General features: G+C 41.7%; 25 protein-coding genes, 2 tRNA genes and 1 pseudogene. 14 read left to right on the forward strand and 14 right to left on the reverse strand.

The genetic code is table 11. The features are described 5' to 3' along the window. Both V7K55_RS21535 and V7K55_RS21540 read right to left on the reverse strand, forming a co-directional pair. Positions 1–1,425, reverse strand: a 1,425-nt coding sequence (locus V7K55_RS21535; RefSeq protein ID WP_334834685.1) for a right-handed parallel beta-helix repeat-containing protein, incomplete at its 3' end; no start/stop codon positions are given. A 187-nt stretch (positions 1,426–1,612) separates the two neighbouring features. Then, positions 1,613–1,825, reverse strand: a complete 213-nt coding sequence (locus V7K55_RS21540; protein WP_334834686.1) for a hypothetical protein — start codon at positions 1,823–1,825, stop codon at positions 1,613–1,615. 608 nt (positions 1,826–2,433) lie between these two features. On the opposite strand from V7K55_RS21540, the gene thiD reads away from it, so the two are divergent. From thiD to V7K55_RS21555, 3 genes are all read left to right on the forward strand, one after another. Next, entirely contained in the window at positions 2,434–3,264 is an 831-nt protein-coding gene (gene thiD, locus V7K55_RS21545) for a bifunctional hydroxymethylpyrimidine kinase/phosphomethylpyrimidine kinase (protein ID WP_334834687.1), read from the forward strand. A gap of 197 nt (positions 3,265–3,461) precedes the next feature. Further along, positions 3,462–4,070, forward strand: coding sequence for a cell division protein ZapB (locus V7K55_RS21550; RefSeq protein WP_334834688.1), 609 nt, complete (start codon positions 3,462–3,464; stop codon positions 4,068–4,070). A gap of 346 nt (positions 4,071–4,416) precedes the next feature. Then, positions 4,417–4,755 carry a P-II family nitrogen regulator gene (locus V7K55_RS21555; RefSeq protein WP_012410794.1) on the forward strand — a complete coding sequence of 113 codons (339 nt, stop codon included), beginning with the start codon at positions 4,417–4,419 and terminating at the stop codon, positions 4,753–4,755. Positions 4,756–4,850: 95 nt separating this feature from the next. Here V7K55_RS21555 and rdgB read toward each other — a convergent pair whose 3' ends face one another. The 6 genes and pseudogenes from rdgB to V7K55_RS21585 all read right to left on the reverse strand — a co-directional run bounded on the left by rdgB (position 4,851) and on the right by V7K55_RS21585 (position 11,221). Then, positions 4,851–5,429 (reverse strand): RdgB/HAM1 family non-canonical purine NTP pyrophosphatase, encoded by a 579-nt coding sequence (rdgB, locus tag V7K55_RS21560; protein WP_334834689.1) that lies wholly within the window; start codon positions 5,427–5,429, stop codon positions 4,851–4,853. Between the two features lie 86 nt (positions 5,430–5,515). Further along, positions 5,516–6,952, reverse strand: coding sequence for a phosphoglucomutase/phosphomannomutase family protein (locus tag V7K55_RS21565; protein ID WP_334834690.1), 1,437 nt, complete (start codon positions 6,950–6,952; stop codon positions 5,516–5,518). Positions 6,953–7,529: 577 nt separating this feature from the next. Continuing rightward, positions 7,530–8,009 carry a plasmid segregation centromere-binding protein ParR gene (locus V7K55_RS21570; protein WP_334834691.1) on the reverse strand — a complete coding sequence of 160 codons (480 nt, stop codon included), beginning with the start codon at positions 8,007–8,009 and terminating at the stop codon, positions 7,530–7,532. 5 nt (positions 8,010–8,014) lie between these two features. Further along, positions 8,015–9,187, reverse strand: coding sequence for a ParM/StbA family protein (locus V7K55_RS21575; protein WP_334834692.1), 1,173 nt, complete (start codon positions 9,185–9,187; stop codon positions 8,015–8,017). Between the two features lie 240 nt (positions 9,188–9,427). After that, positions 9,428–9,619 (reverse strand): annotated as a pseudogene (locus tag V7K55_RS21580) (DedA family protein); the annotation flags it as partial. Positions 9,620–10,138: 519 nt separating this feature from the next. Beyond that, the gene (locus tag V7K55_RS21585) at positions 10,139–11,221 is read right to left on the reverse strand and encodes a Gfo/Idh/MocA family oxidoreductase (RefSeq protein WP_334834693.1); all 1,083 of its coding nucleotides are present in this window, start codon (positions 11,219–11,221) and stop codon (positions 10,139–10,141) included. 339 nt (positions 11,222–11,560) lie between these two features. Here V7K55_RS21585 and queC point away from each other — a divergent pair, with 339 nt between their 5' ends. Continuing rightward, positions 11,561–12,238 carry a 7-cyano-7-deazaguanine synthase QueC gene (queC, locus tag V7K55_RS21590; protein WP_334834694.1) on the forward strand — a complete coding sequence of 226 codons (678 nt, stop codon included), beginning with the start codon at positions 11,561–11,563 and terminating at the stop codon, positions 12,236–12,238. A 31-nt stretch (positions 12,239–12,269) separates the two neighbouring features. Here the strand turns inward: queC and V7K55_RS21595 are convergent, their stop codons facing one another. Together V7K55_RS21595 and V7K55_RS21600 are read right to left on the reverse strand one after the other, a co-directional pair. Next, positions 12,270–13,664 carry a hemolysin family protein gene (locus tag V7K55_RS21595; RefSeq protein ID WP_334834695.1) on the reverse strand — a complete coding sequence of 465 codons (1,395 nt, stop codon included), beginning with the start codon at positions 13,662–13,664 and terminating at the stop codon, positions 12,270–12,272. A gap of 84 nt (positions 13,665–13,748) precedes the next feature. Then, positions 13,749–14,450: a hypothetical protein gene (locus tag V7K55_RS21600; protein WP_334834697.1), complete on the reverse strand. Its 702-nt coding sequence runs from the start codon at positions 14,448–14,450 to the stop codon at positions 13,749–13,751. Between the two features lie 292 nt (positions 14,451–14,742). On the opposite strand from V7K55_RS21600, the gene V7K55_RS21605 reads away from it, so the two are divergent. Then, positions 14,743–14,815: transfer RNA gene (locus tag V7K55_RS21605), tRNA-Ile, on the forward strand. Between the two features lie 118 nt (positions 14,816–14,933). On the opposite strand, the gene V7K55_RS21610 is transcribed toward V7K55_RS21605, so the two are convergent. Then, positions 14,934–15,368: a hypothetical protein gene (locus V7K55_RS21610; RefSeq protein WP_334834698.1), complete on the reverse strand. Its 435-nt coding sequence runs from the start codon at positions 15,366–15,368 to the stop codon at positions 14,934–14,936. A gap of 106 nt (positions 15,369–15,474) precedes the next feature. On the opposite strand from V7K55_RS21610, the gene pyrE reads away from it, so the two are divergent. Beyond that, positions 15,475–16,098 (forward strand): orotate phosphoribosyltransferase, encoded by a 624-nt coding sequence (pyrE, locus tag V7K55_RS21615; RefSeq protein WP_334834700.1) that lies wholly within the window; start codon positions 15,475–15,477, stop codon positions 16,096–16,098. Positions 16,099–16,189: 91 nt separating this feature from the next. Here the strand turns inward: pyrE and V7K55_RS21620 are convergent. Next, positions 16,190–16,261 (reverse strand) — tRNA-Thr (locus V7K55_RS21620). Between the two features lie 322 nt (positions 16,262–16,583). Between V7K55_RS21620 and argF the strand changes: the two genes are divergently transcribed. The 7 genes from argF to V7K55_RS21655 all read left to right on the forward strand — a co-directional run bounded on the left by argF (position 16,584) and on the right by V7K55_RS21655 (position 23,643). Further along, positions 16,584–17,504: an ornithine carbamoyltransferase gene (argF, locus tag V7K55_RS21625; RefSeq protein ID WP_334834701.1), complete on the forward strand. Its 921-nt coding sequence runs from the start codon at positions 16,584–16,586 to the stop codon at positions 17,502–17,504. A gap of 143 nt (positions 17,505–17,647) precedes the next feature. Next, a complete protein-coding gene (gene lexA / locus V7K55_RS21630; RefSeq protein WP_334834702.1) occupies positions 17,648–18,253 on the forward strand; it encodes a transcriptional repressor LexA in 606 nt (201 codons plus the stop codon). An 86-nt stretch (positions 18,254–18,339) separates the two neighbouring features. Then, entirely contained in the window at positions 18,340–19,812 is a 1,473-nt protein-coding gene (locus V7K55_RS21635) for a DNA phosphorothioation system restriction enzyme (protein WP_334834703.1), read from the forward strand. Between the two features lie 304 nt (positions 19,813–20,116). Next, positions 20,117–20,290 carry a hypothetical protein gene (locus tag V7K55_RS21640; RefSeq protein ID WP_334834704.1) on the forward strand — a complete coding sequence of 58 codons (174 nt, stop codon included), beginning with the start codon at positions 20,117–20,119 and terminating at the stop codon, positions 20,288–20,290. After that, positions 20,287–22,359: an AAA family ATPase gene (locus V7K55_RS21645; protein ID WP_334834706.1), complete on the forward strand. Its 2,073-nt coding sequence runs from the start codon at positions 20,287–20,289 to the stop codon at positions 22,357–22,359. The genes V7K55_RS21640 and V7K55_RS21645 overlap by 4 nt, the downstream gene beginning before the upstream one ends. Positions 22,360–22,428: 69 nt before the next feature. After that, complete coding sequence (locus V7K55_RS21650; RefSeq protein WP_334834707.1) at positions 22,429–22,995, forward strand: Uma2 family endonuclease; 567 nt, start codon at positions 22,429–22,431, stop codon at positions 22,993–22,995. Positions 22,996–23,091: 96 nt separating this feature from the next. After that, a complete protein-coding gene (locus V7K55_RS21655; RefSeq protein ID WP_334834708.1) occupies positions 23,092–23,643 on the forward strand; it encodes a Uma2 family endonuclease in 552 nt (183 codons plus the stop codon). On the opposite strand, the gene V7K55_RS21660 is transcribed toward V7K55_RS21655, so the two are convergent. Beyond that, positions 23,640–23,798: a hypothetical protein gene (locus V7K55_RS21660; RefSeq protein ID WP_334834709.1), complete on the reverse strand. Its 159-nt coding sequence runs from the start codon at positions 23,796–23,798 to the stop codon at positions 23,640–23,642. The genes V7K55_RS21655 and V7K55_RS21660 overlap by 4 nt on opposite strands. A gap of 47 nt (positions 23,799–23,845) precedes the next feature. Here V7K55_RS21660 and V7K55_RS21665 point away from each other — a divergent pair, with 47 nt between their 5' ends. Beyond that, positions 23,846–24,319 (forward strand): DNA phosphorothioation-associated protein 4, encoded by a 474-nt coding sequence (locus V7K55_RS21665; RefSeq protein ID WP_334834710.1) that lies wholly within the window; start codon positions 23,846–23,848, stop codon positions 24,317–24,319. Between the two features lie 45 nt (positions 24,320–24,364). Here V7K55_RS21665 and V7K55_RS21670 read toward each other — a convergent pair whose 3' ends face one another. Then, on the reverse strand, positions 24,365–26,371 hold the full coding sequence (locus V7K55_RS21670; RefSeq protein WP_334834711.1) for a DNA sulfur modification protein DndB: 2,007 nt from the start codon (positions 26,369–26,371) through the stop codon (positions 24,365–24,367). Between the last annotated feature and the right edge of the window lie 23 nt (positions 26,372–26,394).

A 26,394-nucleotide genomic window follows, 5' to 3' on the forward strand; every position in this document is an offset into this window, starting at 1 on the left:
ACTAAATCCGTCGGGAAGTTTCAGATTACTCAGGTTGAGTGCAGCTGTACCGGTGTTCTTGATGGTAAAGGTTTTGGTCAAGGTGTTACCGGCAACGACATCGCCAAAGTTAATTGCAGTAGTACTACCATCTACAATGTCAACTGTGCCATTGAGAACTTGAATTTCAGGAGCGCTAATAGTGCTGCGGGGGGCTTCGTAGGCACCAATGTCAATCAATGCAGTGCCATTGCCATCGCCATCCTGGGGAGTATTCGTACTAATGCCATTGAAAAGATTGGAACCCGCATCAATTGCAGCGCTTCCAGTTTTGAGTGCAAAATTTCCTTTGGCGGCATCAACAAATTGGGGATCTTTACCCAAAATATTCTGCAACCCTGTGGCCTTTAGATTATCTGAAGCTTGAAATAAATTCGAGTTATAAACAAGGTTGCGATCGAAAGTTACATCTGTTGAGTATTTGATCAGATTGGCATTTTGATTGTCATTTGCATACATGATGTTGTTATAGACCCGTACATTGTCTGAGTAACTAACACCAATCTCTCCAGAGTTTGTAAGAACACGGCTATTCTGATAAACCGTGTTGTTGACAATATCTACATTTGTAGCTTTGAAAGCCTCAATGCCAGAGCTACCATTGTTGTAAACTATGTTATTAGCAACTAAGGTCTTACCGCTATAAGGCACACTATTAGTAGTCTTAGTAGTAGTGTCAAGCATAATCCCGTGACCTTCAGTGATTTTGCCAGCTTCATGCCACGGAACTAGACTTTGATTATCGTAAACAATATTGTCTCGAAAAATCATCCTGTAGTCAGTAGTATTATTATCGTAATTAAAACTACGGAGAGCGCTAATTCCCTGAGTCCCCCAAGGCGAATACCAAGCGTTTCCAGACACAATATTTTTCTCAACAGTAATGTAGTCTGTATTGGTGAATCCCATTCCTGCACCGGGAAAGTTACGGACTGTGTTACCGGTAATGACAATATGATGGGGGTTAGTACCGCCTACCCCTTGACTATTTGTCCAAGCTTTTACTTCAATTCCACTGGCATTAGTTAAAGGGTTGTTGAGGTTGTCCTTTTGTTGTAATGCATAGTCTAAAGTTATATTTTCCCGATTGCCTTCTATATCAAGTCCTTCAATTCGCACGTAGGATGAACTAAATACAAGAATGCCACTTCCTGTTGTTTGGATCTTAGGTGTAGCCCCTGGATAAGCTTTTATTGTTGTCCAGTTATCTGGCGAGCCATTTTTGTTAAAAAGCATCGCTCCTTTGTCATAAATCCCATTCATGACGTAGAGTGTGTCGCCTGTTTTCATCTCATACACGGCTCTGCCCAAGGAGCGAAATGCAGCGCCTTCCTTCAAGCCATTATTGCTATCATTACCTGTTCCAGAAACGTAGTATGTAGTCATTTATTTACTCCAAATGTGTGTGCAAGGGTAATTGGAAGTACACCTCAGCAAGTTTCTTGAGTTGCTAAGGAGCGATTTGGATGGTTAATCTGTCTGGAATTTTCAGACAGTCACAGTTGTGCGATCGCAACTTGAAATTGCGTCGGTTGTAGAAACGCTGTTGTCAAACTGAAAACTTTTTCTCCTGTCAACCGTTGATGGTTAAATCAGGGATATTAATATCGTCAATCGTCAGTGTTTTATTGAGGGTGAACGGACGATTAGCACGTAGACAAGGCAGCGCAAAGCCGGAGACGTTTCCTGTCTTCTCTGAGCTTTTTGTTAGATATCCTGTGATGAAGTCGAGTTGAATAGTATCTTTACCTGTAGCAGCCGCGTAGGCATAGCCCGTCGTAGACATCGCTGCTCTTTGCGAGCCAGCTTATCTGCTATTTTTGATACAAGAATCGTAAATCTGCATAGTCATTCCTTTGAACTTTGTCCGTTGTTTTAGGTCAGGAAGTTGCCAAATCGGCATGGTAGAATGCACCTCCGGGCTGATAACTGAGGACTAAAAGTTACAGTGATCGAAGTTAAATTGGTTGAAACTTTAGTAGGTTGATCCCTTAAGTTAAGGGAACTAATGTAACAACTTAGTCGAACCTGTTGTAGGCGATGTAACTGAGCCTTGTGAACTTAATTAAAAGTAGCCTTTACAAATAGCACTTGATATCAGTAAAAATTCTGAATATGGTAAGTTTTTTTACAACAAAATCAAAATAACTATGGAGGTATAGTGGTAGAGTCCTGTTAATTTCGATAGTGATATGGGGATAGAGAGTGCTTTGTGCGAGGATTGGATGAAGTTCCTTCAAACATTTTTTGCAAGTTACGCCTACGCCAAGCAAAAACCATCTCACCAGTAAGTAGGTTGCCTTCAGGAGGCAGGATAGTAGAGGGTTTTAGCCTAATTCATCAATCTTTGAGATAGTTTGGTTTGATGATGCCAACTGACTTAATCTTCATAATATGAATACTGAAATAAACTCCAGAATACCTGTTGCTTTAACCATTGCTGGTTCAGATAGTGGTGGCGGTGCAGGAATTCAAGCTGATTTACGCACCTTTGCTTTTCACTGCGTCCACGGTACTAGCGCCATAACCTGCGTCACGGCACAAAACACTTTAGGAGTCAAAAGAGTTGATGCCATACCAACAGAGGCTGTTGTGGCGCAAATTCAGGCAGTAGTTGAAGATATTGGCGTACAAGCTGCCAAAACTGGTATGTTGCTCAATCAGGAAATTATCTTGGCTGTTGCCCAGCAAGTGGAAGCTTTACAAATCGAGAATTTAGTAGTCGATCCAGTAATGGTTTCACGTACAGGGGCACAATTGATTGATGATGATGCTGTGAAGACTTTATGCCATGCCCTGATTCCCAAGGCAGTTATAATCACGCCGAATCGCTACGAAGCCCAGATTTTGAGCGGTTTACAAATTAATTCTTTGGAGGATATGCAAGCTGCGGCTGAAATTATTCACAAGACTTTACGGACGAAGGCTGTTTTAGTCAAGGGTGGTGGTATGCAGGGAGATTTGCGTGGGATTGATATCTGGTTTGATGGGGACAAGTTGGAAGTTTTGACTACAAAGCAAGTAGAGACAAAAAATACTCACGGTACTGGTTGTACCCTATCGGCTGCGATCGCTGCTAATCTGGCTAAGGGAAATAACTTGTGGTCGGCAGTGCAACAAGCAAAGGAGTATGTGACTACTGCACTTACTTACGCCCTAGATATTGGCGAAGGGCAAGGCCCTGTAGGACATTTTTTCCCAATTATTGTGGGGACTAGAGACTAGAGACTAGAGACTAGAGACTGGGGACTGGGGACTAGGGACTAGGAAGATTAACCAATTCCCAAATTCCCAATCCCTCATAATAAATCTTTGCCCTTTCGGCATTTTTCTATTATTCTTGGGCATAGTTTCAGGGGTGACTATCTCTGTTAGCATCTCTGTACGATCTACTTACCTTGATTTTTAATACCAAGCCCCCGATGCGAACAACCATAGGTTCTGTTCACAGAAATTCGCCAACACCGACTACTCAAGCCTACCCTCCCTCTGTACCACTATCTGTATACAGGGAATTGTCAGCAGAGTTGCAAGCAGCACAGGCGAGGCTAAATGCACTCACCACCCAAAATCAGCAACTAGCACAAGAAAATCAACTATTACGCCAAGAAATTATCAAAGTTGCCGAGTCTTTTTCTCATTTGCAAAATTTTGTAGATTCCCATGCTACGCCTAGTTATCACCAAGCTTCCCAAGCTTCTAGCGGCGTGAAAAGCGCTACCAAACAGCCAGCAACTCAAGTGTCTCCACGTCAGCAGGTTGCTCATCCTCGTCCACCTATTGTCCCCAAAGCCGCGCCCGAAAAAAGCCGCCACCAAAACTTTTCGACACCTGTAATGGAAATTAATTTCCCGATACAAGAACCAGTTTTTATAGAAGAGCAACAAGTAAGTTATTATTCCACTACTGAGCCAGATGCTAAGGGACTAAGTGGTTGGTGGTTAATTATCACCATTTTGTTAATCATGCTTACTGCCTTTAGCGCAGGATATTTCGTTGTGCGTCCCTTATTTGAACATCAGAAACGTTAGTTTGAAACTCCCACAGTCGGCAGCAGGCTAGCAAGCAATTTCTCTGCATTCACTCTCTAAATATTTGAGGATATCTGCTAAATAACGAAATTTATCTATTTCTAGGTTATAAAAGCTACATAAAATGCTAATTTGACAGCAACTTCTTTTTGTTAGAACCTCAAAGATTATCCAATTAATAAATCCTGGCTGGTTCTCATGTCTCAAGCATCAGGCAATGCATCTACACTTTAAGAAAGTGGTAATTATTACATATCTTTTAGGAAAAGCACTGCTAGTTACAGCTTCAGACTGCGGATCTGGTTAGATATATAAACGAAGCTAGTAGAAGTCAGGAGTCAAGAAGATGAAAAAAGTAGAAGCTATTATCCGCCCATTTAAGCTAGATGAGGTAAAAATTGCCTTGGTTAACGCTGGTATTGTCGGTATGACTGTTTCTGAAGTTCGGGGGTTCGGACGGCAGAAAGGACAAACTGAACGTTATCGCGGTTCTGAGTACACTGTCGAGTTTCTGCAAAAACTCAAAGTGGAAATCGTAGTTGACGATAATCAGGTTGATATGGTGGTAGACAAAATTATTGCTGCTGCCCGCACTGGTGAAATCGGCGATGGTAAAATTTTCATCTCGCCTGTTGAGCAAGTGATTCGGATTCGTACCGGCGAAAAGAACACAGAAGCGGTTTAAAAAAGTTATGAGTTAAGAGTTATGAGTTGTGAGTGAGGACTAAATGAATGAAGATTTAGCAGAATTCATAAATCCTAACTCCTAACTCCTAATTCCTAACTCTCAACTCTCTCCAGTTGCGGAAGTAAAGCTGTAAAAGCCCTGCCTCGATGGCTAATTGACCGCTTTAACTCCCGTGTCATCTCAGCAAAGGTCAATTGCAACTCTGGCACATAAAAAATTGGATCGTACCCAAAACCACCATCACCACGAGGTGTATGGAGAATTTCACCACGACAAATACCTTCAGATTGGAATACGATCGCACCATCAGGACGAGCGATCGCAACTACACAAACAAACTGCGCTTGCCGATTTACCTCGTTCCCTAATTCTTTCAATAGCCTAGCAATCCGTTCTGAGTCGGTTTTGGCATAACGTGCAGAATAAACTCCTGGTGCGCCATTTAGGGCATCTACTTGCAAGCCCGAATCATCAGCGATTGCCCAGTTTCCCGTAGCTTTAGCAATTTGTGACGCTTTCAAACAAGCGTTAGCGGCAAAAGTTTCGCCCGTCTCTTCAATTTCCAATTCTTCCGGTTTGAGGGTTAATTCCCAACCAGAATTTTCCAGGTAAGCTTGCATTTCCCGCAACTTACCTGGATTTCCTGTGGCTACTACAAGTAATTTTGTCATTGGTCATTGGTCATTGGTCATTGGTCATTGGTCATTAGTAATTTACCAAGGACAAAGGACAAATGACTAATGACTGATAATGAATTTTACTCCGCCCACTGTTTGGCCCAAGCAAGAGTTTGATGCACTTGCTCAATTGTCGGGGCTTCGCAGTAGAGGCGTAAAACTGGCTCAGTCCCGCTAAACCGAATCATTAACCAGCTTTTATCAACTAGGCGATATTTGTAGCCGTCAATTGTTTGGCAATCAATTACCGCTAACCCTGCGATTTCTGTTAAGGGTTGGGTTTCCAGTTGTTGTAAAAGACGCGATCGCACTTGCATATTTGCTAAGGGTAAATCAATGCGATCGTAAGCTGAGTTAAACCCGGTTTGTTTCTGCAAGTAGCGATTATACTCACCTAAATCTAAACCAGAGTCTACGATTGCCTCCAGCACATACAATGCTGATAGCAGCGCATCGCGTTCAGGAATATGGCTACCATAGCCGATTCCTCCCGATTCTTCGCCACCCAGTAACACTTTTGCGACTAACATTCTGTCAGCTATGTATTTATAACCAACTGCTGTCTCAAAGACTGAGAGGTTATGTAGTGCTGCTACAAGGGGCATTAAGTCGGAACCACTAACGGTTTTGACTATTTCTCCACTAAAGCCGCGCCGTAGGGTTAAATGGTCGATTAATATCGGGATTAATACTTGGGAACTTAGGAAATTTGCTTCTCCATCCACTGCTGCAATGCGATCGCAGTCTCCATCAAATACTAACCCCACCGTTAAACCTGATTTATCGGTTTCTCGATGATCTTTGATGACTCCAAATAGCTTTGAAAGGTATTTAGGCAAGGGTTCCGGCGCACCGCCACCAAATAGGGGATCGCGTTCTGAGTTGATTTCTTTGACTTGATTTCCTAGTAGTTTTGCCAATCCGCCAGCCGCCGCGCCATGCATGACATCAGCAAATAACGTTAGTTTGCCAGATGCGATCGCTTCTCGAAGTTTGGCGATATCAACTTTACGTTCTAGTGCTTGGGTATAACTAGGCCAAGGATCGAATTTCTCTTGCTTACCTGGGGTAGCTGCTAGTGGTACCTCCACCAACAACTGCTCTTCGATCTCCTTTGTGACTTCTGGCGGTACCGATCCACCAAAATAACCCTTGACTTTTAAACCCAAATATTTCCCAGGATTATGGCTGGCTGTAATTACTAGCGCACCTAAAGCATTGAGTTCTTTTGCCGCCCAACTATAAGCTGGGGTTGGGGCAAAGCTTTCGCTCAGTAGCACATCAAAGCCGATAGCGGTGACAGTATCGGCAACAGCACGAGCAAAATCTTCGGCCATGAATCGGCGATCGTAACCGACAATTATTGTCCGGCTACCCACCTGAGAAAAATATGTATCATATAATACTTTTGCGGCGACTGGTGCGACCAGGGCTAGGCGTTCAAAGGTGAACTCGTCACCAATAATGCCCCGCCAGCCGTCTGTACCAAACTTGATTGAGTTAGCTACAACTGGCATCTAGGTATCCTAACTGTCTACTTGAGGATTCTAGCATTTATACAGTGTATAAAGTAAAAAAAGAATCTAGTAATAATATGTACTAATAATATTTAACACAAAAGTGAGCAAATCTGTGTATTCTACAGGTGCAATGTCTAACGGTTCATCTAGGCTTACCACATTTGAAAGAGGATAGCGCTTTTGTAACATACTGTTTCAAAAGGCTTACACTATTTAGAATTGCAGGTATCTATCGTTAACGTTAAGCAGACTTGAGGGTTCCAGCAAGTCGTATATTTAATTGAGGCTGTAAGGAAAAAAGCAGTGATAGACAATCAGGCAATATCAGTTTATTTACAGGAGCAGGTGGACTAGATATTGGCATAGAACAGGCCGGTTTTCAGGTAGACCCAAAGCCTTGCCTACCTGCAAAAACTCCACCATACCTAAACTTCGTTTGCCACCCTTGTATTTAGAGATACACAAATCTCAATCATCCCAATATTTCTATATACAAACATTAATAATCCTTAATAGTGAACACTATTAAGGATTGTTAATATGAGCAAAAACTGCTCACGAACGTGATTTTTCCTTAAAAATCATCGAGAAACTGACTAAGGCGACTGATTACGGGGTCAACCTCTTGAGGAGGGGTAGCAACAGTATAAGAAGTATTATTTACTACTTCTAATTGACTTGGAGACGGAACGAACGAGCGATTGTTGACTATGAGCGCCAGTTGTGCGACTTGTTGAGAAAGTTGCAGTAGATGATGTTCCATCGCCTCCAAACGATTAGATCCCTTGGCAAAAAAACGTTCCTCAAGTCCAGCCACTTGACGTTGCAGTTCACCGATTTGTTGTTCAACCGGTGTTGTTGCTGCTGTTTGTGGAGCAGGTTGTACAGATTCCGGTACACATAAAGATTGCCACAAGGCTTCTTTACAGAGGTCGCTGAAAGTCTTGTCTGGTTGTTTTTCCAAATAACTTTCTACTTGCGCTAACAAGCTTTCATCAGCAAGCTCTGGGTTGAACGTGACGGATTTAACTACCTTTTTTGACCATTGGAACATCAGCTTTATGCCCTAGCAGCGCGATTGGAGGATAATTGTGCCTCTCCATAAATATACTGCCCCAAAGCATTCGCCTGACGGGAAGGTGCTGCTAAATGAGCATTAATCTTTGCTTCTTTGAGTAGACGTTGAACGTCGTCCCAGAAGAACTCACCACCCCCGCCAGTGAGAATCACATCGGTGACGCGTTCTGGCAACCAGGCTAGCACACGGCTACAGATTTCACGTGAAAACATCTCTGTGAGGTTGGGAAGAAAATCGTCTAGGTTGGTGGGCTTGCTAGCGCCTTTAGGACGGTAATAGCGCTCACCTCTGGGTTTGTTCACAGCAGAAATCAGCGCTAGAGATTGACTATCTGCTCCCTCAATTTCGGCAGACACCAATTCATAAAACTTATTCATGCCGAAATCTTCGCTCTTAGAAGCACCTCTGGCAAAACGGAAGTTATCTACCATCAAAAGATCGACGGTTTGATGTCCTATATCAACGATCGCCACTGATATTTTTGTAAAATCGGGACTACCAGGACTTTTCTTCGGTTGAGCTTCAGACCACAGTAGGCTGCCGTAGCCTTCTGGCATTACCCATACCTTACTGACGTTCAGCGATATAGATTCGCCTCGGAAGTTCAACACATGAGGGCCACCTACTTGGCTAATCAACTGTGCTTTTTCTTTTTCAAATTGCTCTAAGGAAAGAAAAGGCAGACCTAGTACAACTGAGATATCGTCTCTGAGTTTGAAGTAGCCAGCACTTGCTAATACTTTTACCAGTGCAGCCTCTACCTTAGATTGGCCGACTCCTAGATTCGCTCCAAAATCTGCTGCTAGTTGACCAACAGCATATCCATTTCCTTGATACTCCAGCCACAAATCCATTAAGGGGTCAGTAGCTCTGGCTTCAAAAACACCGCCGCGGACTTGTTCTATCGACATCTGCTTGACGTTAGCAGGTACGAACACCACACTGCCTGGTTCACGACTCACACAAGTTTTTGTGGAAGTTCTACCTAAATCAACACTGAGAATAGTTTTACCGGAACCACCGCCTGGCTTAGTACCACTGGTAGGAGGATTATTATTAACAGCATTTATGGGAGTCGTCGATGCTAACGGCTGCCTATTCATGGGTATAGCAGCACTATTCATAGGGTTAGCGGCGGAAGGTTGGTCTGTCATGAAAGCTCCTAGTTCAAATTTAACTGTAAAAAGTTGTCATGCTCATCTTACAAAAATGCGAGCAACCAGAAATTCTAGGTTGCGTCAAGTGTAGCTAGAAATACGCCAAAAATTAATTCGGGCGATATCTCCGATAAGCTCATGCCTTCGCACATCTAGTATTATTTGGCATAGTGTAGGCGAATTTTGGCCAGATGTAACCCCTGCTTTTACTGCTTTCAAACCAAAAGCGTCCGTGTTTCATCTTCTAGTACGTCTTAACTGGCGCTTAAATATCCAAAAAGCAAATGCTAGAACCAAACCCCCAAGTACGATTTTGGATACAGGAGCAAGGTACTTGTCCACAAGTTCATACTGACTACCCAAGGCGTATCCAGAGTATGTTAGCAAACCTACCCAAGCCGCGCTACCTACCGTTGTGTAAAACAAAAAAAGATATAGGACTTATGCAAAACTACATACTGTAGGGGCAATTCATGAATTGCCCCTACCTGAAAATCTTTCTTTTCAGCTATTGTTTGCGTAAGTCCTCAAAAGATAATTATCCTCGCTTGCTAGAATCAAGGTAACTTAGCTGCACTAAAAGTTGGCATCCCAATTTAGAAACAGAGTAAAACAAGTGGAAGCTAGGGGTCTGTTTCATTAATTTTGAGGGTTATAAAAATTCGTAGTCAGTAGCTCTAGTGTTTTAAATTGAGCGATTTATGCCTCACTACGAACCTCACAAAATTCATGAAACGAACCACTAGGTTTTGTTTTCTAATTTTTTAGATCCCTCTTGGTCGGTTTTTTAAAAGGACTAGGAAGGATCGAAAAATTTGATGACCTAATTTCAAAACATACTTTTGAATTTTCTTCTGAGATTGATGCAGTGGAGGGGATGAGGCAGAAAGGGAAGGTAAGGAAGAAAATTTTACTTTCTCCCCCTCATCTCCATCTGCCAATCTTCTTCTAGGCTGTCGGGGTCAATGATTGTACTCTTGGTTCCGATTGCCAGTCTAATGGATTCCAAACTCGATCTTCTAGCGCCATCTGCTCAATTAAACTTGCGAGTCTCAGAGCTTTGAGAGCTTGTTCACCACCTACTGAGGGTTGATTGCCACCGTGTACACAGTTGACAAAATGTTCTAATTCTGCACTTAAGGGTTGAATGTTGCTGGTATAGACTTTTTCAATCAGACCATCTTGCCTGTAAAGTACTTGTCGGTGGTCGGTGAGAGAATTGGCAGTGGTTTGTCGGTGAATCAAAATTTCATTTTTGAGAAAATCTGCCTCAGTAAATGAATTTTTGCAATGGGCGACAATCCGACGAATTTTGCGGTGGGTGACTTTACTGGCGGTCAGAGTAGCAACAATACCATTAGCAAACCCCAATGTAGCGGTTACATAATCTAAATAACCAGAGTCTAAGGAGCGAGTCCCGCTAGCAGTCAATTTTGTGACTGGGGAAGCAGCTAGTTCTAAAAGTAGGTCGATGTCATGGATCATTAAATCCAGTACAACCGAAACATCGTTTGCCCGATCTGAGTAAGGACTCATTCTGTGGGCTTCTAGCGCCAGCAATTCCTCTGTTTTCAGAACTTGGCTTAGTTCTTTAAAAGCTGGGTTGAAACGCTCAATATGACCTACTTGCAGGATACACCCAGACTCAGCTGCGGCATTTACTAAAGACTCTGCCTCAGAAATACTAGCTGCGATGGGTTTTTCAATCAAAACATGAATTCCCGCTAACAGACAGTTGATACCCACGGCATAGTGCAGACGGGTGGGAACAGCTACACAAACTGCTTCCACAAGGGGTAGCAGGTCACAGTAATCTTCAAAAAAACGCACCTTGTAATTGCTGGCAGTTTCTAATCCTCGCTCGACGTTAATATCTGCCACTCCGACCAGTTCAACATCTTTCATTGAACTCAGCACGCGAGCGTGGTGTTGTCCCATGTTACCCACTCCGATCACGCCTATGCGGATCGGTCGTGGCTGGTTGCGCTGTGTATATGGATTCGATTCTGCCACTGACATGCTATCTTGCACTATTATTCTCTCCTCAACCACCAAATATAGAGACGCTACGGCCGTTGGCGTTTATACTCGAAAGCCAGTTACGATCCGTCTAAAACCATCCAGATGGTAACATAGAGCCTATGTTTATGAAGAATTTCAAAGTTTGCGATCGGTTCCCGTAATCTAAATATCTTTTGTATAGATAGTTCGGGTTGGTTTTGGATTTTGCACTTTTTACAGAAAATATGTATCTTTTTATTAAGTTTAAAACATTCAGTAAGACTTAAGTGTAAATTCTCCTTGGCATTGCCTTCTGGCATCTTGCTGAGGTGTAATTTGGTGATTTGAAATCTAAAATTTGCAACTGAGATGAAAGCTGTAATTCTGTTATCTGGGGGATTGGACTCTTCCACAATTCTGTATCAAGCTAAGGCCGATGGCTGTGAATGTCATGGGATCTCCTTTGATTACCAGCAGCGACACCGAAGAGAGTTACAGTCAGCCCTTAACGTTGCTCAAAAGGCTGCGATCGCAAAACATCAGGTAGTAAATTTTGATTTACGACAATGGGGCGGTTCCGCACTTACCGATGATGCGATTGATCTACCCCAAGAGCGATCGCTGGATGAAATGTCTCAAAATATTCCTGTAACTTATGTTCCGGCTCGGAATACCATCTTTTTAAGCTTTGCTCTTGGTTACGCCGAAGCGATCGCAGCTGAACGTGTCTATATCGGTATCAATGCCTTAGATTACTCAGGATATCCTGACTGTCGCCCCGACTATATTCAGGCAATGCAGGAAGTTTTTCGCCTGGGAACTAAACAAGGGCGTGAGGGACAGCCAATTAAGATTGTTGCACCCTTAATCAATTTGAAAAAAACCGAAATCATCCAACTGGGGAATCAATTGGGAGTTCCTTGGGAGCTAACTTGGTCTTGTTATGCAGGTGGAGATGTCGCCTGTGGTGTATGTGATTCTTGTCGCTTGAGGTTGGCTGCTTTTGCCGAATTGGGACTTGCAGATCCACTAGACTATGCTTCTTGAGTTAGGAGTGAGGAATTATGAATTTTAACTCCTAACTCTCAACTCCTAACTCTTCTAACCGTCGCAGTTGAATTTGATGGAGGCGTGGGCCAACAATTGATACCACAGTGAATTCGAGATTTTCATAAAAGAAGATTTCGCCAATGGCTGGAATTTTCTGTAACTGATACAGCAAAAAGCCCCCTAGTGTTTGGTATTCTCTGGTCAGGGGCAAATTGAGATGCAAAACTTCGTTGAGGTCTTCAAGGTTGATTTGTGCTTGCACCAGAAATTTCTGCTCATCTAACATCTTAATCAGTAAGTCGTCACTGCTTTCAGGAACGCTTGCGTCGCCGATGATTTCGGCAATGACATCTTTGATTGTCACGAGTCCTACAGTACCGCCGAATTCATTTACTACCATGACCATAGCGGGCTTCTCTTGCTGCATCATGGGCAACAGTTCACTCAAGGGCGTGTGTTCTGGAACAAACCGGGCGGGACGCATCCAAGATTGGATCTGTGTCTCTAAACTGAGTTTTCCCACAGCCAAAGGTTGTGCCAAATCTTTAAAATAAACAATGCCGCGAACATCGTCTAAGGATTCACCAATCACCGGATAGCGAGAGTAACCAGTAGCAGCCATTTCTTTGAGTAATGCCTGGAAGGTAGCATCTTTTGGCAGCGTGATAATACTGGTGCGGGGGATCATCACATCTTGGGCCCTGACATCCCCAAACTCAAAGACATTATTGAGCAGTTCTCGCTCCGCACGCTGTAAACCAGTAGATCCCCATTCTGTAGAGATAATCAGTTGCAATTCTTCGGGAGTCACAGGTGGCCGCCAGCCTTGACCTGTATATTGGATGCCAAAAATCCGCAATAAAAAACGAGTTGATTGGTTGAGAATCCAGATGAAGGGGCCAAAAAAACGCACGATCGCTTTTACCGGAGGCCCCAAAAACCTCGCTAGCTGTTCTGAGTACAGCATGGCTAAGGATTTGGGACATAGTTCTCCGATCACAATTTGTAAATAGGCAATCAAGAAAAAGGCAATAGGAATTGATAGGGAATGGGCGAGGAAGGTAGTCATCCCAATCGGTAAAGGCCAGGATCTTAACCAGGTATTTACCAGCACGACAATCGTACTTTCGCCAATCCATCCCAACGCCAAACTAGAAAGGGTAATGCCTAACTGGGTAGTAGATAGCAGTCGGTCAATACTACGTTGTAGCATTTCGACAGCGATCGCTGGAATATCCCCAGCCTTAACTAGCTGGTGAATACGCGATCGCCGCACGCTGACCATCGAAAATTCCGCTGTCACAAAAAAGGCATTTATGGCAATCAGTAGTAGCACTGACAACAACCGCAGCGCCACATCCGTCCAAATTAAGTTAGGAAAACCAATCACCGCCAAAGCTCGTGTAAAACTCACGCCCTCCATTTAGAGGGATTGGGGATTGAGTATTGGGAAGAATTCAATCCCCAGTCCCCAATCCCCAGCCCCCAATTCCCAGTCCCCAGTCCTCTACCTTCCTACAGGAATATTCGATGCCTCTAGCTTTAATTGTTGAGCAGGATAATCAGTCAGAGCAAGTGATATTTTCTTGACATCATCAAGTAAAGCTGTGGGAATGCTCACTGTACCTGAAAATGCTGGCCCATTTACAGGCAATTCTGTTGGTAAACCCTCTGTACTAGCACTTAGAGTTCGTCCTTTGTCATCGGTAACATCTAAAAAACTATACAGGAAGCGCACAGAATCTTTACCTTTGTTCTGCATTTTCACTTTCAGTAGCAAATCACCACCAGAGTAACGGGCGGATTGTACAGTCATGGTTACGCCCTCACTTTGGGCAGTAACAGGAAAGCCTGGTAGGGGTTTTTCTTCAACCACTTCTGGAGGCTTTTCCTCTGGCTTCTGCTTGCTGCTATTGGTTTCTTCGTCATCTTCCTCTAGCTTTTCTGATTTAGCAGCCTTGGTCTTACCGTCAATTCGCGCTTTGACAACTTTCAGAATCTCTTCCTCTTTTAATAGCACCAGCCCTCCTTGTTGGGAGCTATTTGTCTTATTGCTGGCAAATTTGGTTGTGGGACGACCATCTGGTGTGGTAACGCCTTTAAGTGCTGAACTCCCTAGTTCAAACCCCAAAAAGGCGCTCACAGAACCTGCTCCCATCATCAGGATTAACAAAATCAAAGTAAGAAGTACAGTAGAATTTATTTTCATTGCTGATAAGCTATCACATAAAAATGCTGGTCTATTTAAGAATAGTGAAGCTTTTGACCTCAATCCTTAAAGGAACCTAATCAATATTAGTCTGTACTATTTCATGATTAAATTATGTAGTATAAAAATCTGGTAAACTATTGTCCAGTATTCACACGTGGTAAATTTGTGTTATAATTACGGAATTGGCTAAACTCAGTGCATGAGGTATTTTCCTCACTCTAAAAATTAGCTAATGTTGACCTAAGAGTTAAAATAATTTACTCGTAGGAACCCAAAACTCTAAAAACGAGCGCCTTTGGCCGATTGGGGAGGCAGCGAACTCATAATTCGCCTTCAGGCTGGTTCGATTCCAGCAGGGCGCACTGAATCATCAAAAAATACTAATAGAAGGCATGGGGTATGGGCACTTGTACTGAATGTTGCTGATAGTGTTGGTTAGTAATTATTATCCCCTGCTCCCCACTTCCCTAATCCCCAATCTTACCGAGGTGGTAAAGTTTCAAACCTGAATTCAGTTCCCACTTTGAGTTTGTTGCTATTAAAACGAGGAGACATCATCAGCGATGTGTCATAAGGATTTGGTAGATCGGGGGTGCGAATATAAGGATCGTTGCCAGCTTGCTGAGTCAGGACATCATGATATAAAGTGTTAACCAACTCAGCATCGCGGGCAATTTCATTTTCTGGGAAGGAACCACCGAAACTAGAACCAGATCCTAAAAGTGAGTCTAGCTGACGCTTAAGGCTACCATTTTCGTAGAAATTGCGATCGTGACTGAAATAAGCCCGTTCAAATACATCACTCGTAGTTTCAGTTTTGGGGGTTTCGGTTTGGGCAAATGCAACTGAGGGAAAAATAATCCCAGCAGCAAGCAGCACCAACAAACCACCAAAGGTTTTAAATTTTATCCGCACGTTTCTGACTCCTCAATTTTCGTTTTTGGCGAATCTTAATTTATGCTTAAGTTCAGAACTCTGATGAGTTCAACCTTTGGTGTAGCACAACTTTTAATGTTTTGTAATGACGTATCCTACTGAAACTCTTACCCACTCAGATATTTGGGCAAGCACTGCTGATTTGACTACCTTGCGCCACAAGCTACTAGATTTATTTTGCCAACTGGCTTATCAAGAGGGTGATTTTCTCCTCTCTTCTGGGCTGCGTAGTTCTTATTATGTCAATAAGACACAGGTAACACTCCATCCTCAAGGTGCTTTGGCAGTTGGACGGTTACTATTTCCTTTACTACCTTTAGATACACAGGCTGTAGGTGGTTTAACAATGGGGGCTGACCCAATTGTGACAGCAGTGAGCATAGTTTCTGTTTATGAAAACCGCCCGATACCAGCACTAATTATTCGTAAGGAAGCCAAGGGTTATGGGACGAAAGCTTATATAGAAGGCCCTAGTTTACCAGAAGGCGCAAAAGTAGTAGTTTTGGAAGATGTGGTAACAACTGGACAATCCGCTCTGAAAGCAGTTGAGCGTCTTAAAGATGCAGGTTATACAGTCAATCAAATAATTTCGCTGGTAGACCGGCAACAAGGGGGAGGTGAGTTGTACCAGTCGGCTGGGTTGAAGTTTGAAACTTTGTTTTCGATTCAGGAAGTTCAGGAACGCTACCGACAACTTGCGAATTTATGAATATCTAAAATATACGATTTAGTTAGAGACTAAAACATATACTCGTGTAATCTAGAGCCAAAAATCCCCCAATGTGGGGGTTTTGCGTTAAAGCCAGCAGCGGGATTTGAACTCGCGACCTTCCGATTACAAGTCGGATGCACTACCACTGTGCTATGCTGGCGAATTTTGCTGTTTACTATTAAATAGCAACCACAATTTCTTATTGTACCATAATAAATTTATTTGTCTAGCTGTAATTCCTAAAAAATATCTCCCTCTTCAGAAATAAGGTTAAAAGACAGATTAGAGATTTGCGCCTAGACAGTTTAGTTAGTGTTGCAATTGTGATGAAACAGAAACAAATCAGCGATCGCAATCACTTCAAAAGCTAACTCAAATCTTAGGCCGGACGCAAAATATCTCGTCAATTCTCAAACTGTATTTTCCTAGCACGGCTTAATAAAGGAACGGAAATATATAATTATTTTTTACAGTTTATAAGCATGGCAGCATTGCTCGGACGAGATTTATTAAGTCTAGCGGACATCAGTCCGACGGAACTTCAAGAACTCCTGGAATTGGCAACTCAACTGAAATCGCAACAGTTGAAGTTGCAGTGTAATAAAGTTTTGGGGTTGTTATTCTCCAAAGCGTCAACTCGCACACGGGTAAGTTTTACTGTGGCGATGTACCAACTGGGTGGACAGGTAATCGATCTCAACCCTAATGTGACTCAAGTTAGTCGCGGGGAACCGTTACAGGATACGGCGCGGGTATTGGATCGATATCTGGATATTTTGGCAATTCGCACTTTTGCACAGCAGGATTTGGAAACTTTTGCTCACTATGCCAAAATTCCAGTGATTAATGCGCTGACTGATGCAGAACATCCTTGTCAGGTATTGGCGGATTTATTGACGATTCAAGAAAGCTTTGACACTCTTGCTGGGTTAACTTTAACCTACGTGGGTGATGGGAATAATATGGCTAATTCTCTGATGTTGGGCTGTGCTTTGGTGGGGATGAATGTCAGAATTGCCACTCCTAGCGGATATGAGCCAGATTCTCAGATTGTAGAACAAGCAAGAGCGATCGCTAACAATAAAACGGAAGTCCTCGTCACTCACGATCCAGAATTAGCAGCTAAGGGTTCTGCTGTACTTTATACTGATGTTTGGGCGAGCATGGGACAAGAAGCGGAAGCAGATAATCGGATGCCTATTTTCCAGCCTTACCAAATTTCGGAACAGCTATTGAGTCTTGCCGAGCCAGAGGCAATTGTTTTACACTGCTTACCAGCCCATCGTGGTGAAGAAATTACCGAGGCAGTTATTGAAGGTTCTCAGTCAAAAGTTTGGGAACAAGCAGAAAATCGTCTCCACGCGCAGAAGGCTTTGCTTGCGAGTATTTTAGGGGCAGAGTAGAAAGTCAAAAATCAAAAGTTAAAGGCAAAAGAAAATAAAATAATCTTACTTTTGCCTTTCATATTTTTACTTTTCTCTTGTTATGGGGAGTTTTTTGTAGTACTAATGTTCTAGAGACATTAATAATTACTTCCCGCAAATTTATGGAACGTCTAACGGAAGCTCAACAAGAACTTTACGAATGGTTGGCAGAATACATCAGATCGCACCAGCATTCGCCTTCTATTCGGCAAATGATGCAAGCGATGAACCTGAAGTCACCAGCACCAATTCAAAGCCGTTTGGAGCATTTACGCACCAAAGGATATATAGAATGGACTGAAGGACAAGCGCGAACAATTCGGATTTTGCGTCCTGTGAAGCAAGGTATACCAATTTTGGGGACGATCGCGGCTGGTGGTTTAATAGAACCATTTACTGATGCTGTAGATCATTTAGACTTTTCTAATTTCGATTTACCTCCCCAAACCTACGCTTTGCGCGTAGCTGGCGATAGTATGATTGAAGATTTAATTACTGATGGCGATGTGGTATTTCTGCGTCCAGTAGCAGAACCAAATCATTTAAAAAATGGTACTATCGTCGCCGCCAGAGTAGATGGATTCGGTACAACATTAAAACGTTTTTATCGCCAAGGCGATCGCGTTACCCTCAAACCAGCAAATCCTAAGTACAATCCCATTGAAGTCAGTGCGATGCAAGTACAGGTGCAAGGTTCACTCATTGGTGTTTGGCGTGGTTACAACTGAGTAATCGGGACTGGGAACTGGGAAAAATAAATACTAATGCCCAATGCCCAATTATTAGGGTTCATGACCACCTTTGTGCTTAACTTATGTACCTGACGAAAAATTCAGTGCAGCAACTGCCCACTTTCCGGTTGAAATTACCTTATGCAAGGGAAAGTAAGGGCAGTTATTACACGCAACCATTACCAGGATGCCCAAGAATGCCTCCGTCTCTGCAATTGCGGGAATATCAGCGCCAAGCGATCGCTAGCTGGTTTACCAACAATGGCAGAGGGACGCTGAAAATGGCTACTGGTAGTGGTAAAACAATTACTGCATTAGCGATCGCTTGTGAATTATATCAGCAGATTAATTTACAAGTTTTGGTGGTGGTGTGTCCCTATCGCCATCTCGTTACCCAATGGGCGCGAGAATGTGAAAAATTTAATTTACAACCGATTTTAGCTTTTGAGAATTTACGCACTTGGCAAAGTCAACTTTCTACGCAAATTTATAATCTGCGTTCTGGTTCTCAACGGTTTGTTACTGTAATTACTACGAACTCTACTTTAATTGGAGATGGGTTTCAGTCTCAACTCAAATATTTTCCTGCCAAAACTTTAATTATTGGGGATGAAGCGCATAATTTGGGCGCACCCAAGTTGGAAGAAAGTTTACCGCGTAGTGTGGGGTTGAGACTGGCTTTATCTGCCACACCGGAGAGATATTTTGATGATTTTGGCACGCAATCTCTATTTGATTATTTCGGCCCAGTTCTCCAGCCTGAGTTTACTTTGAGGGATGCGATCGCTCAAGGTGCTTTGGTGCATTATCTGTATTATCCCGTGCTGGTAGAATTAACTGAAGCCGAAAGTATTGCCTATTTAAAGTTAACTAAAAGAATTGGGCGATCGCTACTTTATCGAGATAGAGAAAATGGCGGAAATTTTGAAGACAATGAAGATTTAAAACCGTTATTGATGCAAAGAGCCAGGTTAATTGGTGCGGCGGAAAATAAATTAACTGCGTTGCGGGATTTAATGACAACTCGCAGCGAAACTACTCACACTCTTTTTTATTGTAGTGATGGTTCACAGGATGCGGGACAACGTTCATCTCTACGCCAACTCAAAGCTGTTGCTAAAATTCTGGGTGTAGATTTGGGTTATAAGGTAAGTACCTATACGGCTCAAACAACTTTACAAGAAAGGGAAATATTGCGCCATCAATTTGAAAGTGGAGAGTTACAAGGTTTAGTCGCAATTCGTTGTTTAGATGAAGGTGTTGATATTCCGGCAATTCAAACTGCGGTGATTTTATCAAGTTCTGGTAATCCCCGCCAATTTATCCAGCGACGGGGGCGAGTTTTACGTCCTCATCCAGGTAAAGAACGCGCAACAATATTTGACATGATTGTTTTACCACCAGATTTAGATAGAGAAACTATAGAAGTTGAACGTAATTTGTTGAAAAAGGAATTGCGTCGCTTTGTGGAGTTCGCTGATTTGGCTGATAATGCGGGTGTTGCAAGAATGAAGTTACTTGATTTACAAAAACGATATGGTTTATTAGATATTTGATGATGAACCAGAAAATAGTTGTATTTTTTTATAAAATTTTTCGAGTTTTGAAAAAAGAAGCATTAAGTATGAAATAATAAAAGTATGGATTTGATAATAATGGGATGTAAGCCGCTTTAAAAATTTGACTTATATCCCATTATGATCTAGATTACTTAATATAATAACAGAAAAGAATTAAAGAATAAAGTGCTTTTTCAAAAAAAATTAGGATTTTAAAGATAACGCTAATAGTGGGTTTACGGAGGCTATCTTAGCACTAGAGAAAGTTAAAATGTAGAAAAACTATATTTTAAAATCCGATATGTCACAAGAGACGAATATCGACGATGTTCAAGAGCCAATAACCAGCGCACCGCCGGAAGTACGGCAAATTATTGAGCGCGTATGGAAGCTGGAAAAAGGCAGGCTAGATAAGAAGATTAACAGCCATATAAATGATAATATTTTAGACATTATTAAGGAAGAAGTGCGATGAAGCTGACTTCAATCAAGCTCTGCAACTTTCGCTCCTTTTATGGTACGACACCAGAAATGATCCTGGCTGGGGGAGATGCTCAGAACACGACAATCATTCATGGCAATAATGGCTCTGGAAAAACTAGCTTGCTGAATGCCTTTACGTGGGTATTGTATGATAAATTTAGTGCTGCGTTTGCATCGATAGAGCAGTTAGTGAATAAGCGTGCGATCGCAGAAACTCAAAAAGGTCAAGCTGTAGAATGTTGGGTAGAAATTGGCTGGGAACATGAAGGTAAGCGTTATCGTGTGAAACGCGCCTGTAGGGGTTATAAAAACGAAGGTGATTTTGACGCTGGTAAAACTCAATTAACCATGTGGGTTGGTGCGGATGATGGCAAATGGAATATTCCAATTCAGCAACCAGACGATATAATTAATCAAATTTTACCCGCAACTTTACATCAATATTTTTTCTTTGACGGCGAACGAATTGAAGAAATAGTTCGTTCTGACAAAAAAGCTGAAATTGCCGAAGCTACAAAAATATTCTTGGGTGTGGAAGTAATCAACCGTTCCATCAGACATTTGGGAGATGCTAAAAAAACTCTAGAAAATGACTTAAAAGCGATTGGTGATTCTGAAACTAAACAGCTATTACGACAGCAAGAAAAAATAGAACGTGAACGTGAACGCATTACCAAACGGCAAACTGAAATTAAAGAAGAGTTAGAATATCAACAAACTTTTAAAAAAGAGACAAGTAATCGTTTACGAGAATTGAGTGCTGCTAAGGAATTGCAAGAAAGATGGCAGGATTTAGAATCGCAGAAAGCGGTTAATCAAGAAGAATATAAAAAAACCAAGGAAGCACTGAAAAAAGTTATTTCCGCACGGGGTTATACCGTTTTACTCTCAGAAACTACATCGCAGTTCCGAGGAATCATCAATGATTTAAAGCAGCGAGGCGAGTTAACCTCTGGAATTTCGCGGGAATTTGTCAACGATTTGCTCAATTCTCAACGCTGTATATGTGGCGCAGAATTACATGAGGGTAATCACTCTCATACTCATGTGAGTACTTGGTTAAATAGAGCAGGTTCTTCGGCGGTAGAAGAAACTGCAATTCGGATGAGCGCTCAAGTAGATGAAATTGACAAGCAAGCAATAGGATTTTGGGAAGAAGTTGATAGAGAACAAACTAGGATTAATCAGTTAAGGCAAAGCATATCTCAAATTGAAGGTGATTTAGACAATATTCAAGAACGGTTGCGAAAAGATGCTAATGAAGAAATTAGCAGTTTGCAAAAACGGTTAGATGAAATTGAAAGTAAAATTGATGAATTGAATCGAGAGCAAGGTGCAAATCAGCAGCAAATTGCTCAACTCACAACTGAGATTGAAGGTTTAAACAAACAAATTGCTAAACAAAAGCTGAATGAAGACAAGCAAACTTTAGCACAGCGACGAATTAACGCCACTCAAGATGCAATCGAACGGTTAACGGAAGTTAGAAATCGTCAAGAACAACAATTTCGTCTGCAATTAGAAAAGCGAGTGCAAGAGATATTTACTGAGATTTCTGTTACTCCATACATTCCTAAAATTAGCGATAAATATGAGCTGACATTAGTAGAAAATACTACAGGGGTGGAAGCACTTGTTGCAGCATCCACTGGGGAAAATCAGATTCTCAGCTTATCTTTTATAGCCAGCATCATTGATAAAGTTCGGGAATGGAGCGAGAAGCGAAAAATGATGATGATTCCCGATAGTAGTACTTTCCCAATTGTCATGGATTCGCCGTTTGGTAGTTTAGATGAAAGTTCGCGGCGACACATTGCAAAGACAATTCCTAAATTAGCGAATCAGTTGATAGTTTTAGTTACTAAGACTCAGTGGCGGGGTGAAGTGGAAGCAGAAATGACAGACAGAATTGGTAGAGAATATGTGCTTACATATTATTCATCTAAGCCAGATTGCGAACAAGATTATATTGAGTTGGGTGGCGAAAGATATCCTTTGGTGAAACAAAGTCCGAATGAGTTTGAGTATACGGAAATTATCGCGGTTGAACGAGATGGGTAATTACTCACGCAGAGGCGCAGAGGCGCGGAGGTTTTTTAGTTACAGTTGAGAAAAGGGAGGAATGAGGTTATGGTGGCGAATCCAGAAAGAAGTTATATGTCTCCCCAGGAATATCTGGAATGGGAAGAACACCAAGAAATTAAATATGAATATATTGATGGTGAAGTTTTCGCCATGACTGGGGATACTCTTCCCCATACAACTATTGCTTTAAACTTAGCTTCAGCGTTAAAAAGTCATCTCAGGGGGAGTGGGTGTCTTCCTTTCATGGCTGATGCGAAAGTTGGGGTATCGGAGAAGGGGCCTTTTCATTATCCCGATGTTGTGGTGAGTTGCGATGAACGGGATAAACAAGCTATTCAATTTCTCCAATATCCTTGTTTAATTGTTGAAGTTCTATCCCCAAGTACGGAAGCTTACGATAGGGGTACAAAATTTACGCGGTATCGTCGCATTCAGACTTTGCAAAAATATATCCTCATTGATGCTGAAAAAATTGGTTTAGATTGCTTCCGGTTAAATGATAGAGGACTCTGGGAGTTACATCCTTATGAAGCAGGGGATGAGGTTCATTTAACCAGTGTTGATTTTCACTTTCCGATTTCTTTGGTTTATGAGGATGTTCAGTTTCCATGAAAAACGAACCGCAGAGGCGCAGAGAAAGCTGAGAGAAGAGAAGAGAAGAGAAGAGGGTCAAATTGAGATTACCCCTAACTAATTAGAAGATGTTTTATGAGTATTAAAACTGAAGCAACTATTGAAGATTTGTACGAATTACCTGACAATTGTAAGGCAGAGATTGTCAATGGAAAATTGGTGCTGATGTCTCCAACAGGATTTTTACCAGGACGTGCAGGTGGTGAAATTTATGCAAGTTTACGGGATTATGAACGTCTGACAAAAAGCGGCTATGCTTTACCTGATAATGTCGGTTTTATTGTCAATCTCCCTCATCGTCGTTCTTTAAGTCCTGATGCTGCATTTTATACTGGTAAACCTACTGGTGGGAAGTTTCTTAATGGTGCGCCTCTGTTTGCTGTTGAGGTGAGAAGTGAAAATGATTATGGTGATAAGGCTGAGAAAGATATGGCTAGCAAACGCCGTGATTATTTTGCGGCGGGGACTTTGGTAGTTTGGGATGTGGATGTACTCAAAGAGGAAGTTATCAGAGTATATCGTGCTGGTAATCCTGAAGAACCCCAAATTTATCGCCGTGGTGAGGTGGTAGAAGCTGAACCTGCGTTACCAGGATGGACTATGTTTGTGGATGATTTGTTTGTTTAGTGTTTGTTTAGCGATCGCCCACATACTATTATAAAATCATACCTTGGCAACTGCGTAAACGTAGCGATCGCTTTTAGCTGTCGGTGGATGATTTGCTTGTTTAGCGATCGCTCACATACTATCATAAAATCATACCTTAGCAATTGCGTAGGCATAGCTTTTCGCTGTCGGTTAAGATGGCAACAATGTAAATATTAATATCATGGCTGAAACTGGCAGAATCAGGGTTGCTAAAGATAAGGCTGAGTTGGTGAAAGGTTTAACATCTTCAGATGGTGGGACAGGGCCTTTTAATACTTTTGCTGATGTGATTGTGTTTGCAGCAGCTTTGGGTGCAAAGCATAAAAAACGAGTGGCTTTGGGAGAGATTTCTAAAAGGGAACCATCGCCAATCAGGATAGAGTATTTTGCCTCAATGGGAAACGATATTTTAATAAAATTATTAGCTATTAATGAAACTCAAGATATAAAAACACTATCTATTAATGAAGAAGAATATGAAAGACAACGCAATCATATATTTGAAGAGTACGCTAATGGTGGACTTGAAATATTGGAAAATGAATTGCGTGGGTCAGTAGATTATGCAGAGCGAATTTTATTATTTCTCAGTTATGAGCGATTCAATCAAGAAAAGGAACCAGAGGAATTCGATTTAAGTAAATTCCTCTGTTGATTCAATCTATTTTGAACCTCTTAATCGGAGTAATAAATACATATTTTAAACGTCTTGTTCTAAATCAGGTTCATCATCATCCTCAGAGCGTTCTTGACTAGAAGACTGGCTATAGAATTCAGATAAGCCAGCTGCGAGTACAGCAGAAAACCTATCACGTACCATATCTCTTTTTCGCTCATCACTCATTTGCTCATGCTCTTTACCATAAAAAGCATTTGTATCAAAACCTTTATACAGACTTTGGTAAGCAATATTACAGTTAGTCCAGTGACTTTTATTTGTGTCTGCACTAAAGAACTTTAGAAGCTTTCGCTTAGACAATATTGCATCACCATTAGCAATATCTATCTTAATTTTGCGTGTTCCGAAATACCACAAACACAACAAATAAAATATTCTGTCCTCTACTGTTTTAGCAACCTTAATTTTGTCACTATTTTGATTTGTAGCTATAAATGTCCATAAACTGAAGGGATGATTGCTTAACTTGGCATCTACCTTGAGAATCCCTTGTTCGTATAATCGATCAAGAAAGCTGAGAACATCATCTATATTCCCTAAATTTTTGTTTTTTCCTTTCTGATCAAATTCTACCAGTCTTCCTAAACGAACCATAGCTTTCTGGAATATCGCTTTGAAAGCCCATTGACTATCTTTCATGCCGTTAATAGCATTTTGGTGAGTTAGTATTTCTCGATTATGCCAATCACTATCCCTAGCATTCTCCTGCTGTTTAATATTTGCTTTATGCTTACTAGTTTGAGCTTGAAATCTGCCAAAAGTACCCTCTACCAAGTTATGCTCACGAGCATATTTAAGTAAATTACGGTACGGCTTGAAGTCAAGTAAAAGTTTAATTAGCCAAGGACGAAAATTGATTTCAAAGCCTTTTATCGCTGAATCAAGATAATGTTCTGGTAAACGCGAAAAAGGTGTATCTGCTTCTCCATCATCGTCACAATAATCTTCTAGATAATATTGGTAAAGAGAACGACCTTCATACTGAACTTGCTGTTCTCCTACGCCAAGTGAATCATTAATGCTATCAATAAATTCTTTGACTTGTTTTGTCTCCATCGGATCACGTGGTGGTTTTATATTTAGTGCTGCCGAAACTAACAAATCAAGATGAACTAAGGAGTTTAAGTAGTAAGATGTATCGAATTTGTGAGAGTCATCTTGCCATCGCACTAGAGATAGAGGAAGTCGATCTTTAGCATCTTGCGCTGTTCTCTCTGTTACCAACGTTCTTACACATTGTGCATTGATGCTCTTGTCGTCAAGAATAAGCTCTCTAGCCTTATCAACAGTCTTGGCATTTTTATTCAAATCAGTGAATAATTCGCGAGCAATTCCCCGAATGGAATAGTCACTTTCACCTTGAACATTTTGGAAACCAGCACTGGGATGAAGCAAAACGAACATAACTGGAATTTTGGTTTGTTGCTCAATTGTGTTGAGTGTACCACCCCGAAAGTTTGGGTCTTCACGAAAGGTACGAAGTGCCCAAAGACGATGTTGTCCATCTACAGCTACAGCAAGTACGCGGTCTTCATCCCAACGAAGTCGCGCAGAAAGTCCAATAGAAACGAATTGGACACCACTAAAGTTAGCAATATTGGCTGATGAATGATTCCATTGTGCATCGTCATGATCTGTACTATCCCAAGGGATCGGCGGTGTCTCAAAACTTGCGGAATTATCAAAGCTGTCCTGAATTTTACCATCTGTCCCTTTTGGCATAAGTACGATGGTAATTGCATTAAAAAATTTTAACTTTTTAGGATCTAAAAGGTATCCTTTAACTATGTCATCCTTGACTCTCTTTTCATCGATTTCTCGCTGGAATAGTTCTTTAAGCGACCATTCTGTGTCTAATGATGCTGGAATCTGTTCAGCAATCTCAAGTTCATCAATGGCTCGGTTAATCTCAAGCAGCGATAGAAAGTAAGGAAGTGCTATTCCTTCGGATAACGTGTAAGTTCCAGTTAAGCCGTAGAGGGGTTTATTATATCTTGCTTTGTCTTCATTGTTTGAGATTATGAACATTTTGTGTCACCCGTACCTGAGAG

This window comes from Nostoc sp., assembly GCF_036919895.1.
GTDB lineage: Bacteria > Cyanobacteriota > Cyanobacteriia > Cyanobacteriales > Nostocaceae > Nostoc.